The 14,286-nt window shown below is 64.9% G+C and carries 13 protein-coding genes and 1 other RNA gene; 2 read left to right on the plus strand and 12 right to left on the minus strand.

Annotation, left to right across the window (positions count from 1 at the left end; translation table 11 throughout):
- Positions 1-87: 87 nt before the first annotated feature.
- The 8 genes from ftsW to rsmH form a co-directional block, all read right to left on the minus strand.
- Positions 88-1,239 carry a putative lipid II flippase FtsW gene (gene ftsW, locus Q2941_RS06800; RefSeq protein WP_027522346.1) on the minus strand — a complete coding sequence of 384 codons (1,152 nt, stop codon included), beginning with the start codon at positions 1,237-1,239 and terminating at the stop codon, positions 88-90.
- Positions 1,240-1,435: 196 nt separating this feature from the next.
- The gene (gene murD, locus Q2941_RS06805; RefSeq protein WP_458191994.1) at positions 1,436-2,836 is read right to left on the minus strand and encodes a UDP-N-acetylmuramoyl-L-alanine--D-glutamate ligase; all 1,401 of its coding nucleotides are present in this window, start codon (positions 2,834-2,836) and stop codon (positions 1,436-1,438) included.
- Positions 2,837-2,843: 7 nt separating this feature from the next.
- Positions 2,844-3,947, minus strand: a complete 1,104-nt coding sequence (mraY, locus tag Q2941_RS06810; protein ID WP_027522348.1) for a phospho-N-acetylmuramoyl-pentapeptide-transferase — start codon at positions 3,945-3,947, stop codon at positions 2,844-2,846.
- 144 nt (positions 3,948-4,091) lie between these two features.
- Complete coding sequence (locus Q2941_RS06815; protein ID WP_458191995.1) at positions 4,092-5,471, minus strand: UDP-N-acetylmuramoyl-tripeptide--D-alanyl-D-alanine ligase; 1,380 nt, start codon at positions 5,469-5,471, stop codon at positions 4,092-4,094.
- Complete coding sequence (locus Q2941_RS06820) at positions 5,468-6,940, minus strand: UDP-N-acetylmuramoyl-L-alanyl-D-glutamate--2,6-diaminopimelate ligase (protein ID WP_458192035.1); 1,473 nt, start codon at positions 6,938-6,940, stop codon at positions 5,468-5,470. The genes Q2941_RS06815 and Q2941_RS06820 overlap by 4 nt, the downstream gene beginning before the upstream one ends.
- 68 nt (positions 6,941-7,008) lie before the next feature.
- Complete coding sequence (locus Q2941_RS06825) at positions 7,009-8,772, minus strand: peptidoglycan D,D-transpeptidase FtsI family protein (RefSeq protein WP_458191996.1); 1,764 nt, start codon at positions 8,770-8,772, stop codon at positions 7,009-7,011.
- The gene (ftsL, locus tag Q2941_RS06830) at positions 8,769-9,161 is read right to left on the minus strand and encodes a cell division protein FtsL (protein WP_254111179.1); all 393 of its coding nucleotides are present in this window, start codon (positions 9,159-9,161) and stop codon (positions 8,769-8,771) included. Before ftsL ends, Q2941_RS06825 begins: the two co-directional genes overlap by 4 nt.
- 3 nt (positions 9,162-9,164) lie before the next feature.
- Positions 9,165-10,154, minus strand: a complete 990-nt coding sequence (rsmH, locus tag Q2941_RS06835) for a 16S rRNA (cytosine(1402)-N(4))-methyltransferase RsmH (RefSeq protein WP_027522353.1) — start codon at positions 10,152-10,154, stop codon at positions 9,165-9,167.
- A gap of 516 nt (positions 10,155-10,670) precedes the next feature.
- On the opposite strand from rsmH, the gene Q2941_RS06840 reads away from it, so the two are divergent.
- Positions 10,671-11,453 (plus strand): N-acetylmuramoyl-L-alanine amidase, encoded by a 783-nt coding sequence (locus Q2941_RS06840; RefSeq protein ID WP_035662020.1) that lies wholly within the window; start codon positions 10,671-10,673, stop codon positions 11,451-11,453.
- A 113-nt stretch (positions 11,454-11,566) separates the two neighbouring features.
- Here Q2941_RS06840 and Q2941_RS06845 read toward each other — a convergent pair whose 3' ends face one another.
- From Q2941_RS06845 to Q2941_RS06860, 4 genes are read right to left on the minus strand one after another with little or no spacing between them, the layout of a single operon-like run.
- Positions 11,567-12,805: an RNA polymerase sigma factor gene (locus tag Q2941_RS06845; RefSeq protein ID WP_458191997.1), complete on the minus strand. Its 1,239-nt coding sequence runs from the start codon at positions 12,803-12,805 to the stop codon at positions 11,567-11,569.
- Positions 12,802-13,152 carry a YciI family protein gene (locus Q2941_RS06850; protein ID WP_458191998.1) on the minus strand — a complete coding sequence of 117 codons (351 nt, stop codon included), beginning with the start codon at positions 13,150-13,152 and terminating at the stop codon, positions 12,802-12,804. The genes Q2941_RS06845 and Q2941_RS06850 overlap by 4 nt, the downstream gene beginning before the upstream one ends.
- Before the next feature lie 3 nt (positions 13,153-13,155).
- A complete protein-coding gene (locus Q2941_RS06855; protein WP_256375274.1) occupies positions 13,156-13,281 on the minus strand; it encodes a hypothetical protein in 126 nt (41 codons plus the stop codon).
- Complete coding sequence (locus Q2941_RS06860; protein WP_254111177.1) at positions 13,278-13,628, minus strand: YciI family protein; 351 nt, start codon at positions 13,626-13,628, stop codon at positions 13,278-13,280. Before Q2941_RS06860 ends, Q2941_RS06855 begins: the two co-directional genes overlap by 4 nt.
- Before the next feature lie 148 nt (positions 13,629-13,776).
- Here Q2941_RS06860 and rnpB point away from each other — a divergent pair.
- An RNA gene (gene rnpB, locus Q2941_RS06865) (RNase P RNA component class A) lies at positions 13,777-14,204 on the plus strand.
- Positions 14,205-14,286 lie beyond the last annotated feature (82 nt).

The raw sequence follows: 14,286 nt of genomic DNA on the forward strand, positions 1-14,286 counted from the left end.
GCGTGGTGCGCTGCTGAACCGGGGCCCATGCTCGCGACATTCTGGGTCCCGGATCTGCGCTTCGCTTGTCCAGGACACGAGGGCAACTCACGCGTAGCTGCGCATCGCTTCGGCGTGGCCGATCGACTCGACCTCGGTGCGCGGTCGCAGCCGCGTCAGTGCCAGCATCATGCCGACGCCATAGGCGAGCGTCACGATCGAGGAGCCGCCATAGGAGATGAACGGCAGCGTCATGCCCTTGGCCGGGATAAGCTGAAGATTGACCGACATGTTGATCGCGGCCTGCACGCCGAACAGGATGGCAAGGCCGGAGGCGGCGAAGCGGGAGAACATGTCCTCATTGGCATAGGCGCGCGACAGCGTGCGGATGACGATGAAGGCGAACAGCCCCAGCATCGCAAGGCACAGGATGATGCCGAACTCTTCGGCGGCGACCGCGAACACGAAATCGGTGTGGCTGTCCGGCAGGCTACGCTTGGCGATGCCCTCGCCCGGCCCGAGGCCAAACCAGCCGCCGTTGTAGAAGGCCTCCATCGCGGTATCGACCTGGAAGGTGTCGCCCGAAGCCGGATTCATGAAGCGCTTGATGCGCCCGGCGACATGGGGAACAAAAAGATAGGCGCTGAACAGGCCGGCGGAGGCGGCGCCCGCAAGCCCGAACACCCAGATCATGCGCATGCCCGCGATGAAGAACAGCGCGCCCCACACCATCAGGATCAGCATGGTCTGGCCGAAATCGGGCTCCATCACCAGGAGCGAGACCAGCATCAGCAGCAGCACCAGCGCCATCGAGGTCGCCGGCATCTCCGGCCGCTTGGTCGATTCCGCGAATAGCCAGGCGGCGATGACGACGAAGGACGGCTTTGCGGCCTCGGAGGCCTGGATGTTGACGCCGAGCAGTGTGATCCAGCGCCGCGAGCCCTTCACCTCGGGACCGATGGCGAGCGTCACCACGATCAGGATGATGCTGATCGCGAAGATGATCAGCGCGCTGCGCCGGATCGCGCGCGGCGACAGAAACGACACGCCGATCAGGACGATGAAGGACGGAGCCAAAAACATCACGTGCCGGCTGAAGAAGTGGAAGGGATCAAGCCCGATGCGGGTCGCAACCGGCGGGCTCGCCGCCAGCGACAGGATCACCCCTGTCAGCATCAGCGCCAGGATGACACCGAGCAGCGGCTTGTCGACGGTCCACCACCATTCGGAAAAGGGGGTGCGTTCTTCACGGGAGAGCATGGGCGGCCGGCCTTCGGACAGAGATCAGCCCATTGGTCGCCGAGGTTGGTTTACGGGGAGTTAATGGGATCAATCAAGTTGTGAAGAGTTCGTGCCCCGGACGCAGCGCAGCGCTCTTGCGGTGCGCTGCAGAGCCGGGGCCCACTGTGTCTTCTGGGTCCCGGCTCGCTCTACGCGCGTCCGGGACACAAGGGCATCACACCACCGGCTTCACGCCCGGCAGCGCCTGCACCAGCTCGCGGAACCTGGCGCCGCGGATCTCGAAATTGCGGTACTGATCGAAGGAGGCGCAGGCTGGCGAGAGCAGCACGACAGCCTCGTTGATGCCTGATGCTTCCGCGTCGCGCGCGGCGTGGTCGACGGCGACGTCCAGCGTCTGGCTGATCTCGTGCGGCACCTGGCTGCCCAGCGTGCCCGAAAATTCCTGCGCGGCCTCGCCGATCAGATAGGCCTTTCGGATGCGCGGGAAGAAGCCCGTCAGGCTGGTGATGCCGCCCATCTTCGGCTTGCCGCCGGCGATCCAGAAGATGTCGGCAAAGGACGACAGCGCATGCGCGGCGGCGTCCGCGTTGGTGCCCTTGGAGTCGTTGACGAACAGCACGTTGCCGCGCCGACCGACCTGCTCCATGCGATGCGCAAGGCCGGGGAAGCTGCGCAGGCCGTTCTGCAGGACATCGAGACTGATGCCCATCGCGAGCGCGGCGGCGGAGGCGCAGGCGGCATTCTGCGCATTGTGCAGGCCGCGCAGCGAGCCGATACCGCCGAGCTTTGCAACTTCGCTGCGAGCGCCGCCGGAGGCGCGGGCAATCGTGCCGTGCTCGACATAGATGCCGGTCGCAAGCGGATTCCTGACGGAGATGCGCACCACGTTCTTTCCGGCGCGGTCGAGCCGGTCGGCGATGTCGCGGCACCAGCCATCGTCGACACCGACGATCGAGGTGCCGCCTGCTTGCACGCCGGCGACCAGGCGCTCCTTCACCGCGGCGTAGTGCTGGATGGTGCCGTGGCGGTCGATATGGTCCTCGCTGACATTGAGCAGAATGCCGGCGGAGGGATCGAGCGAGGGCGTGAGGTCGATCTGGTAGGACGACATCTCGACGACATGGACGCGCCCCATGCGCGGCGGCTCCAGCGACAGGATCGCGGTGCCGATATTGCCGCCCATCTGGCTGTCGTAGCCGGCAACCTTGGTCAGATGCGCGATCAGCGCAGTCGTCGTCGACTTGCCGTTGGTGCCGGTGATGGCGACGAACGGCGCGTTCGGCGCGTGGCGCCGCCGCTCGCGGCAGAACAGCTCGATGTCGCCGATCACCTCGACGCCGGCCTCGCGCGCCTTCAAGACGCTCCAGTGCGGCGCCGGGTGGGTGAGCGGCACGCCGGGTGCGAGCACCAGCGCCGAAAAATTCGCCCATGACACGGTGCGCAGATCGGCGGTGATGAAACCTTCCTGCGCCGCCTTGGCGAGATTGTCGGCACTGTCGTCGCCGGCAATCACCTCGGCGCCGCCGGCTTTCAGGGCGTGACAGCTTGCGAGACCCGAGCCGCCGAGGCCGAAGACCGCGACCGTCTTGCCGGCAAAGGACGTGACCGGAATCATCGATCGATCACCGCAGCTTCAGCGTGGAGAGGCCGGCGAGCGCCAGCATCACCGAGATGATCCAGAAGCGGATCACGATCTGCGGTTCGGTCCAGCCGAGCTGCTCGAAATGGTGATGGATCGGCGCCATCTTGAAGATGCGTTTCCCTGTCAGCTTGAACGAGACGACCTGCACGATGACGGAGACCGCCTCCAGCACGAACAGCCCGCCGATCACCGCGAGCACGATCTCGTGCTTCACCGCAACCGCGATCGCACCGAGCATGCCGCCGAGCGCCAGCGAGCCGGTATCGCCCATGAAGATCGAGGCCGGCGGCGCATTGAACCAGAGGAAGCCGAGGCCGGCGCCCAACAGCGCGCCGCAGAGCACCGCGAGCTCGCCGGTGCCCGCCACATATTTGATCTGGAGGTAATCGGCGAACACAGCGTTACCGGCGAGATAAGCGATCATGGCAAAGCTCGCGGTCGCGATCATCACGGGCACGATGGCGAGGCCATCGAGGCCGTCGGTAAGGTTCACCGCATTGCCAGCGCCGACGATGACGAAGGCGCCGAAGATCACGAAGAACCAGCCGAAGTGCAGCACGACGTCCTTGAAGAAGGGGATCGCGAGCGCGGTGGAGGAGGGATCGCGGTTCAGCCGCACCAGCGCGTAGCAGGCGACCAGCGCGATCATCGCCTCGATCAGCAGGCGAAGCTTGCCACCGAACCCGCTCGTCGTCTGCTTGGTCACTTTCAGGTAATCGTCATAGAAGCCGACGAAGCCGAAGCCGAGCGTCACCGCGAGCACGATCCAGACATAGGGGTTGAGCGGATTGGCCCACAGCACCGTGCCGACCGTGAGGCCGGACAGGATCATCAGCCCGCCCATGGTGGGCGTGCCCTTCTTGCTGAGATGCGATTGCGGGCCATCTTCCCGGATCGGCTGACCCTTGCCCTGGCGGATGCGCAAATGATCGATGATCCAGGGCCCGAACAGGAACACGAACAGCGCGCCGGTGACGACGGCGCCGCCGGTGCGGAACGTGATGTAGCGGAAAACGTTCAGCAGGGTGCGAAACGCACCGAAACTCGGAAATGTGTTGGAAAGCTCGATCAGCCAGTAAAACATTCAGACAGTCCTATACCGCCTCTTCGCATGCGGCCTTGCCGGAAAGCGCTTTTGGCGCATTCGCCGGCCTTCATCATGTGGTCGGGCGACCCTCAAAAACCGGACAGCCGGGGATGGTGGGATCAGACACGGCGCTTAACCAGTTTACGCCTTTGCCTGCAAGGCGGCCACTAGCCCCGGCACAAACTTGTTGACCCAGAACATCTTCTTGCTGCCCTTGACAACCACGACATCGCCTGCCTTCAGCAGATCCGCAACATCTCGCGGGGCCAGCGTGGCGGGGTCCTCATGCCAGCCGAGGCCCTTGGTCGCCGGCAGCTTCTGGTAGAGATGATGCATCAAGGAGCCGACGCAGTAGACGCCGTCGATGCCGTCGAGATGTGTTGCAAGATTCACGTGATAGGACGGCGCGTCAGTTCCCAGCTCGAGCATGTCGCCGATCACGGCGATGCGGCGGCCGCCGGTCATATGGCGCGCCTTGAGGCTTTCCAGGGCCGCGGCCATGCTGGCCGGGTTGCCATTGAAGCTGTCGTCGATCACGGTGACGCCGCCAACGGTCTGCTCGACGCCGCGGCCGGTCATGATGCCGACGCCATCGAGCCTTGAAGCGAGTGCAGCCGCATCGAGATGGGCCGCGTGAATCGAGGCCAGCGCGGCCAGCGCGTTGTGGACGCGATGCGGTGCGCCGGGCGTAAGGCTGAAGTCGATCTCCTTGCCGCCGACCAGCGCACTCACCTGCCAGCTTTCACCCTGCGGCGTGTGCCTGAGCTCGCACAACTCGGTGCCGTCACCGAAGCGGATGACCTTGCCGTTCCATTCGGGGGCGGCGATATCGGCCGGCAGCACCAGCACGCCATCGTTCGGCAGGCCCAGCGCGATCGAGACCTTCTCGCGCCGGATCGCTTCGAGCGAGCCGAGCTTTTCCAGATGCACCGGCTGCACGTTGACGACCAGCGCCACCGTCGGCTGCGTCAACCCGCTCAGCCGCGCGATTTCGCCGGTCTGGTTCATGCCCATCTCGACGACCCAGAGGCTCGCGTCAGGCCTCGCATTGCACAGCGTCAGCGGCACGCCCCAGAAATTGTTGAAGCTGGACGGGCTCGCATAGGCGTTCGGATAGGCCGCGAGATATTCCTTGGTGCTGGTCTTGCCGGCGCTTCCCGTGAGCCCGATCACGGGCCCCTTGAAGCGCGCACGGGCGGCACGCGCGAGGCCCCAGAGGCCTTCGATCAGCGTGTCCTTGACGACGAGTTGCGGAATGCGGATGCCCGCGATCTCGTGCGGCACGATCATCGCGACCGCGCCTGAAGCTTCCGCCTTGTCCGCAAACTCCCAGCCGTCGCGCGCGCTGGCGAAGGCCGAGATGAAGCCGCCGCTCGGCGTGCCGCTCAGCGCAACGAACAGGCAGCCCGGCTTCACCAGGCGGCTGTCCTGGGTGACGAAGTCGATCGCCGTGTCGGGGAACGATCCTGCGATCCCCAGCGCATGCGCCACCTCGGCAACCGTCCACAATGGCGCGCTCATGAAACCCTCGTCGCTAATGCGGCGGCGACCGCCTCGTGATCGCTGAACGGCAGCACATCGCTGCCGATGATCTGCCCGGTCTCGTGACCCTTGCCGGCAATCAGCAGCGCATCGCCCGGCTCGAGCTCGTCGATTGCCGCGCGGATCGCCGCTGCACGATCACCGATCTCCTTCGCGCCCTTTGCGGCGCTAAGGATCGCGGCGCGAATGGCTTCCGGCTTTTCGCTGCGCGGATTGTCGTCGGTGATGATGACGCCATCGGCATTCTCAGCCGCGATCGCGCCCATGATCGGTCGCTTGCCGGCATCGCGATCGCCGCCGGCGCCGAACACGACGATCAGCTTGCGCTTGGCATAGGGCCGCAGCGCCTGCAGTGCCTTGACCAGTGCATCCGGCTTGTGTGCGTAGTCGACGAAGATCGGCGCGCCGTTGCGTTCGCCGACGAGCTCGAGCCGACCCTTGGCGCCTTCGAGATGTTCGAGGCTCGCAAAGACATTCGCCGCATCGCTCCCGGTGCCGATCGCAAGGCCGGCGGCAACCAGCGCGTTCTCGATCTGGAACGCGCCGACCAGCGGCAGCCTGATCGAATACGCCCTGCCGCGATGCTCGATCGCGAGCTGCTGCGAAAAGCCGTCGACCTTGGCATCGACGAGGCGGATGCCCTCGCCTGCCCCGTCGCCGTTGCGGCCGACCGCCATCACGCGCAAGCCGCGCGACCTCGCGGCCTCGATCGCCTCAGTCGAGCAATCATGATCGGCGCAGATCACGGCCGCGCCGCCCGGTAGAACCAGATCGCGGAACAACCGCAGCTTGGCTGCAAGATAGTGCGCGACGGTCGGATGGTAGTCCATGTGATCGCGCGAGAGATTGGTGAAGCCGCCGGCTGCGATGCGCACGCCGTCGAGGCGGTATTGATCGAGCCCGTGCGAGGACGCTTCGAACGCCAGATGCGTGACACCGTCGCGCGCGATCTCATCGAGCTGCCGGTGCAGCGCGAGCGGATCGGGGGTGGTCAGCGAGCCGTAGACGGTGCGCTTCGGCGAGACGAGGCCGATGGTCCCGATGCTCGCGGAGACGTGCCCAAGCCGCTCCCAGATCTGCCGCGTGAACGCTGCGACCGAGGTCTTGCCGCTGGTGCCGGTCACCGCCGCGATGGTTGCGGGTTGGGCGGGAAAGAATTTTGCCGCGGCGAGCGCCAGCGCGCGGCGCGGATTGGAGACCGCGATGAACGGCACCTTGCAGCCGGCCGGCGCATGGTCGCCGACAATGGCCACGGCACCCGCGGCAACCGCAGCGTCGATGAAGCGCGCGCCGTCGGTCTTGCTACCCGCAAGCGCGAAGAAGAGATCACCTGATTCGACCACGCGGCTGTCGAGCGCAAGCCCCGTCACCTCGAGCGCCGCGACAGCGGGCTCGATTGCGGCATCATTGCCCAGAAAATCCTGACCTAGGAAGTCGCGCAGTTTCATGGCCTTCCAGTCGAAATGCCAAGCCGGATCCAAGGGGGAAACCCGACTCAGGGCAGCCCGGGTACGGCTTACTGGGTTGTCCTGGATGCTGCAAGAATAAGGCGGTCGGACGGCGGCAGGTCAAAACGGGGCTCGATGCCCAGGAGAGGCGCGATACGGGCGATGACCTTGCCCCCCGTCGGCACGGCATTAAAGCCCGACGTGATGAAGCCATACGTCTCCTGCAGCGCCTGCGGCTCGTCCAGCATGACCAGAATCTGAAATTTCGGATTGTCGGAAGGCATAATCGCGGTGAAGGAATTGAGCACGCGCTTCTTGGCATAGCGGCCGTTGACGACCTTCTCGGACGTGCCGGTCTTGCCGCCGATATAGTAGCCGGGAACATCGGCCTTCTTGGCCGTGCCGATCTCGGCGTTGAGCCGCATCAGATAGCGCATCTTGTCGGAGGTCTCGGGCTTGATCACGCGCTTGGCCATCGCCGCGGCTTCTTCTTCGCTGCGCTTGAGGAACGTCGGAGGAATCAGGTAGCCGCCGTTCACCAGGGCGTTGATGCCCATCACCGCCTGCAGGGGCGCCACGGACAGGCCCTGACCGAACGCGATGGTGACCGTATTCAGCTCGCCCCAACGGCGCGGCACCAGTGGAGCCGCGCTCTCCGGTAACTCGGTGCGCAGCCGCGTCAACTGGCCCATTTTAGCCAGGAAAGCCTTGTGCGCCTCGACGCCCTGGCCGAGCGCGATCCGCGCGGCGCCGATATTGGACGAGTAGGTGAACACTTCCTTGGTGTTGATGAAACGACCAAGCATGTGGCTGTCATGGATGGTGAACTTGCCGTAGTGCAGATTTCCCCGCGCATCCCACGACGAGTTCAGGTTGATCTTGCCGGAATCAAGCGCCATTGCCAGCGTGAACGCCTTGAACGTCGATCCCATTTCGTAGACGCCGGTGGTCAGACGATTGATGCGGTCGGGGTCGTGGGCTTCTTTCGGATTGTTGGGATCGAAATCCGGGAGAGAGACCATCGCGACGATTTCGCCGGTTTTGACATTGGAGATAATGCCCGAGGCCGCCTTGGCGTGGAACTTTTCCTTCGCCTTCAACAGCTCGTCGCGCAGCGCATGCTCGACGCGCAGGTCCACCGACAGCTCGATCGGCTTTTGCAGGCGATCGGTGGCAAAACCCGCGCGGTGGAGATCGGCGAGCCCGTTGCTGTCGAGCCACTTCTCCATGCCGGCGATGCCCTGGTTGTCGATGTTGACGAGACCGATGAGGTGGGCGACCTCGTTCCCGGTCGGATAGACGCGCTTGTTCTCGCGCAGGAAGCCGATACCGGGAACGCCGAGCTTGTGGATATCCTGCTGCTGCTTCGGCGTGATCTCGCGCTTCAGCCAGACGAAACCCTTTCGCGAGGACAGGCGCTCGCGCACTTCGGCCTCGTCGAGGTCAGGCACCGTGGCGGTCAGGAGTTCGATCGCCTCGTCCTTGTCGATGATGCGGCGCGGCTCGCCGAACAGGCTCGGCGCCTTGACGTCGGTGGCGAGAATCTCGCCGTTGCGGTCGACGATGTCGGGCCGCGCGGTCGCAACCACGTCCTGAGCGCCGCCGCGGCGGGCGCTATGGACGTCGGCGCCGATGGCGAACATCACGAGCCGGCCGCCGATCAGCGCATAGACGGCCGAAAACGCCAGGATCGCAAGGCCGACGCGCGCACGTGCCTTCGCCGCGCGATCGACGTTGCGCCCGTAGAGCAGGCTGCGGATCAGCCGCTGACGCCAAGGCTCGGTTGCGCGCTCCGCAGGCTTTGCGGGTTTGCCCGGAGTGGCAGCGCTCATTGCTTGTCCTCCGGCTGCGGTACCGAACCCGTGACCGTGTCGGCATCGGTCGCAGCTTCGATGGTGTTGATCATGGCGCCGATCGGATCGGGCTCACCGGGCTTGACAAGCCGCGGCGGACGATCGGGCAGGTTCTTCAGCGAGTCATATTGCGTTCCATTGACCGGCTTGAGCTGCAGATGCCGCTCGGCAAGTCCTTGCAGCCGCAGCGGCGCATCGAGCTTGGCCCATTCGGAGCGCAATGCGGCGATGGCATCGCGCTGCTCGCGGATGTCGGCATGCAGCCGCAGCACCCGCTCGGTGCGGGCAGTGGATTCCATCTTGATCCGGTAGACATAGGCCGCGGCGAAGATCAGCGCGCCGATGACGAAGAGGTGGATGAGGCGCATGCGCTAGCCACCCCTCATGACATCGGAAAGGCTCGGCCAGGACGATGACTCGCCCTCGGCATGCGCGGCAGCCCCGGTCCGCTCGGCCGCGCGCAGCTTCGCGGAACGCGCGCGCGGATTGTGCGCGACTTCCTCGTCGCCGGCGACGACCGGACGCCGCGTCAGAAGCTGGAAGCTCGGTGGTACCTGTGCGACCTCGGGCAGATGCCGCGAGCCCCCACCGGTCTTGGCGCGTTCGCTGAGGAAATTCTTGACGATGCGGTCTTCCAGCGAATGGAAGGACACCACGACCAGCCGCCCGCCGGGCCTCAGCACGCGTTCGGCAGCCGCTAGAGCGGTCTGAAGCTCTTCGAGCTCTTCATTGACGAAGATGCGCAGGCCCTGGAACGTCCGCGTCGCCGGATGGATATCACCGGGCTTCGAGCGCACGACCCTGCCAACGAGATCGGCGAGCGCGCGCGTTGTCGTGATCGGCGCTTCCTCACGCGCCGCGACGATGGCGCGTGCGACTTTGCGCGAATGCCGCTCCTCGCCGAAGAGGTAGATGATGTCGGCAAGATCGCTCTCGGACGCCTTTGCGACCACATCCGCAGCCGTCGGCCCGGCCTGCCCCATCCGCATGTCGAGGGGACCGTCGAGCCGGAACGAAAAACCGCGGCCAGCCTGGTCGAGCTGCATCGAGGAGACGCCGACGTCCATGACGACGCCGTCGACGAAGTCGAAACCTTGCGCGGCGCAGACCTCGGCGAGATTCGAGAAGCGGTCTTCGACAAGCGTCAGGCGCCCGCCAGAGCGGTCGACCAGATCAAACCCACCGGCGATCGCCGTGCGATCGCGGTCGATGCCGATGACCCGGGTTCCCGGCATATCCAGGATGGCGCGGCTGTAGCCGCCGCCACCGAAGGTCGCATCGACATAGAGGCCGCCCTCGCGCGGCGCGAGAAGCTCGATCGCCTCGCGGCCGAGAACGGGAATGTGGGCAGCCGAACTCATGCGCCCGGCTCGCGAGTGGTGCTGGCGAGAACGATGGTTAACGCGTCCATCACGTCTCGAATTGTTCCGCTTCGCGGCGGTTCCACGACTCAACCCCTGTACGGCGCGCTCGCCCAGCCCGGCGGACCCAGGCTGCAGACCCTGTTTTCCGCATGGAATTTGTCGGGCAGCCATGGGATTTCGAACAAAAAACGCGTTGGCCACCTCCGGACGCGGGGCGGCTCTTCACTCTCAGTAACGGCCCTTAGCGTTAAGAAAGCGTTGATGGTTCGATTACAAGTCAAAAAGGTAAAATCCGTTGTGATGCGTCATCCACACACATCCGACAAAATGCGCCCGTTAACCGAAGCCGGCGATTGCGCGGCCGCAAGGGTAAAGGAATAGTAAAGTGAAGGGCTTGAAGGGCCCGCCGCTCCCATCCGATTGAGCCTTATAATGTCGTCCGGTTCGTCCGCGTCACCAGGATCTGATTCGAAGCGTCAACGCGTGCTCCCGGTTCCCAAGGCCGCGGCGAGCATGCGGACGTTCGACCCCGATTCCTCGATCGTGTCCGACATCATTCCCTCGCCGAACTACGGCGAGCGCAACAAGGGCCGCCTGCCGGACATGATCCTGCTGCACTACACCGGCATGCCCGATGTCGAGGGCGCGCTGGCGCGGCTGTGCACGGCGGGCACCGAGGTCTCGGCTCATTATGTCGTGCTGGAGGACGGCCGCATCGTACAATGCGTGCCGGAGAGCAAGCGCGCCTGGCACGCCGGCGTCTCGTCATGGGCGGGCGAGGACGATGTCAATTCCTGCTCGATCGGCATCGAGATCGTCAATCGCGGCCATGATTGGGGCTATCCGGAGTTCCCGCTGCGCCAGATCGCTGCCGTGATCGCGCTCTGCCGCGGCATCATGCTCCGCCGCAAGGTGGCGCCGCACCGGGTGCTCGGCCACTCCGACGTCGCGCCCGCGCGCAAGAAGGATCCCGGCGAGAAATTCCCGTGGCACTCGCTGGCCAATTCCGGCGTCGGCCACTGGGTGACGCCGGCGCCGATCGTGCGCGGCGAAAGCCTGATGCTCGGCACCATCAGCGACGAAGTGCTGAGCCTTCAGCAGGCGCTCGCCAAATATGGCTACGGCGTCCCACTCACCGGCAAGTACGATGCGACGACGATGGAGGTCGTCACCGCCTTCCAGCGCCACTTCCGCCCGGCGCGGCTGGATGGTGTCGCCGATCATTCGACGTTGTCGACATTGCAGACGCTGCTCGCGAGTTTGCCGGCCGAAGGCACGACCGTGGCGTCGAAGTGACGACGGAGCCGTCATTCCGGGGCGCACGAAGTGCGAACCCGGAATCTCGAGATTCTCAGGTGCGCAATTGCGCACCATAGTTCGATGCTTCGCATCGCCCCGGAATGACGATACTAGTTGCTGAGCTCCCTCATCCTTCGCGCGTACAGCCTCCGCAGCGGCTCGAGCTGCGTCGCCGCGGTCGCCGCAACATAGGCCTCGCGCGCCTCGTCTTTCCGGTCGAGCCGTCGCAGCAAATCCGCGCGCACCGCGGGCAACAGCTCATAGCCGTCGAGCCCGCCGCGCGCTGCGATCGCGTCGACGAGATCGAGCGCGCGTGCGGGGCCGTCGACCATGGACACGGCCGCGGCATGATTGAGCTCGATCACCGGCGACGGGTTGATCCGCAGCAGCACTTCGTAGAGTCCGGCGATCTGCGGCCAGTCGGTCTCCTCATAGCTCGGCGCCCGCGCATGGAGCGCAGCAATCGCCGCCTGCACGGCATAGGGCTGCGGTCGGCCGGGCACGCGCAGCGCATCGTCGACCAGACGCAACCCTTCCTCGATCTGCGCACGATCCCACAGGTCACGGTCCTGCTCTTCCAGCAGCACGATGTCGCCGGCCGACGTCTCGCGCCCGGCTCGGCGCGCATCGTGCAGCAGCATCAGGGACAGCAGGCCCTTGATACCAGCACGATCTGGCATCAGGCGCTCGAGCAGCCGGCCGAGCCGGATCGCCTCGATCGCAAGATCAGGCCGCATCAAATCTGCACCTGACGTCGCGACATAGCCTTCGGTGAAGACGAGATAGATGACGGCAAGCACGCCGCGTAGCCGTGGCTCCAGCGCGTCGCGCTCCGGCACCTCATAGGGAATGCCGGCGAGCCTGATCTTCTGCTTGGCGCGGACGAGACGCTGCCCCATCGCCTCCTCGCTGACGAGAAAGGCGCGCGCGACCTGCGCCGTGGTGAGCCCGCATACCGTGCGCAGCGTCAGCGCGACTTGCACCTCCGGCGCGAACGCCGGATGGCAGCAGGTGAAGATCAGCCGCAGCATATCGTCGTCGAGCATCGTCGCCGGCTCGTCGGGCGCTTGCGCATTCGGCGCGAGCTCATGCACGAGAGCCTGCTGCTTGCCGCGAAACGCGACCTGGCGACGAATGCGGTCGATCGCCTTGTTGCGCCCGACATTGACGAGCCAGGCGCGCGGGTTGTCGGGAAGCTCTAGCGTCGACCACCGCTCCAGTGCAACCGCAAAGGCGTCCTGGAGTGCATCTTCAGCGAGATCGAAATCACCGACGAGGCGAATCAGCGTGGCCAGCGCCCGCCCCGCCTCGTCGCGAAAGATCTTGTCGATGTCCGTGGACGAGATCACTTGTAGATCATGACCGGCCTGACTTCGATCGACCCGTCCCTGGCGCCGGGAATCCGCGCCGCCATCGCAATCGCGGCGTCGAGATCCTTGGCCTCGACCAGATAGTAGCCGCCGAGCTGCTCGCGCGTCTCCGCGAACGGACCGTCGGTCGTCATGATCTTGCCGTCGCGCACGCGCACGGTTGTCGCCGTCGTGGTCGGCTGCAGCCCGTCGCCCGCCTTGAAATTTCCGCTCTGGATGATGGACTGGGTATAGGCGCCATACTCCGCCGATACCTTCTGTCGGTCCTCGGGCGTCATCTTGGTCAGTTCAGCTTCGTTTCGATAGATCAGCAGCAGATACTGCATTGCTCACTCCTGTTGCTCGGCTTGATCGCCGACATCCAGTCGAACGGCGCCGACATCAAACGACATCTTCCCAATTTTTTTCGCGCTGGGCGAAGCGATATCGCCTTCGATGCCGGTGAACGAGATCACTTGTAGACCATGACCGGTCTGACTTCGATCGACCCGTCCCTGGCTCCGGGAATCCGCGCGGCCATTGCGATCGCGGCGTCGAGATCCTTGGCGTCGACGAGATAGTAGCCGCCGAGTTGCTCACGGGTCTCCGCGAAAGGACCATCGGTCGTCAGTATCTTGCCATCGCGAACGCGAACGGTGGTCGCGGTCGTGGTGGGCTGCAGCCCGTCGCCGGCCTTGAAATTGCCGCTCTGAACGATGGACTGGGTATACGCGCCGTACTCCGCCAACAGCTTCTGGTAGTCCGCAGGGTCCATCCTGCCCTGTTGAGCTTCGTTCCGGTAGATCAGCAGCAGATACTGCATCGCTTACTCCTGTTGCTCGGCTGGATTGCCGACATCCGGTCGAACGGGGCTCACGGCCAACGACATCTTCAGGATAAATTATTTTCCCATGTCGTGCGGAACGATATCGCCTTGACGAAACCGTCATAAATGCCCATTGCGTACACCGTCAGTCGGCCGGACGGCCGCCCCGGCAAGTGCCGAAAGGCCGCCGGGGAGGAAAGTCCGGGCTCCATTGACATGCGGTGCCGGATAACGTCCGGCGAGGGCGACCTCAGGGAAAGTGCCACAGAGAACGAACCGCCTCGCTTCGCCTTCGGGCTTGGTGGGGCAAGGGTGAAAAGGTGCGGTAAGAGCGCACCGCGGTTCCGGCAACGGAGCCGGCATGGCAAACCCCACCGGGAGCAAAACCGAATAGGGACGGCTTAAGCGGGCTGTTCGCGCAAGCGATAACGCCGCGGGGCGATGTCAGGCCCGCCGTCCGGGTAGGTTGCTCGAGGCAATGTGCAAACATTGCCCCAGAGGAATGGCCGTCACGTATCGCCTGCGCAAGCAGGCGGTGCCCTACAGAACCCGGCTTACAGGCCGGCTGATGTTCTAAAGCGCGAGGGGTTCGATGCTGACGCATCGGACCCCTCACCATTTTCGCCACCGCCATTCCACATTGTGCAATTGCGCA

The sequence above is a fragment of the Bradyrhizobium sp. UFLA05-153 genome (assembly GCF_054185185.1).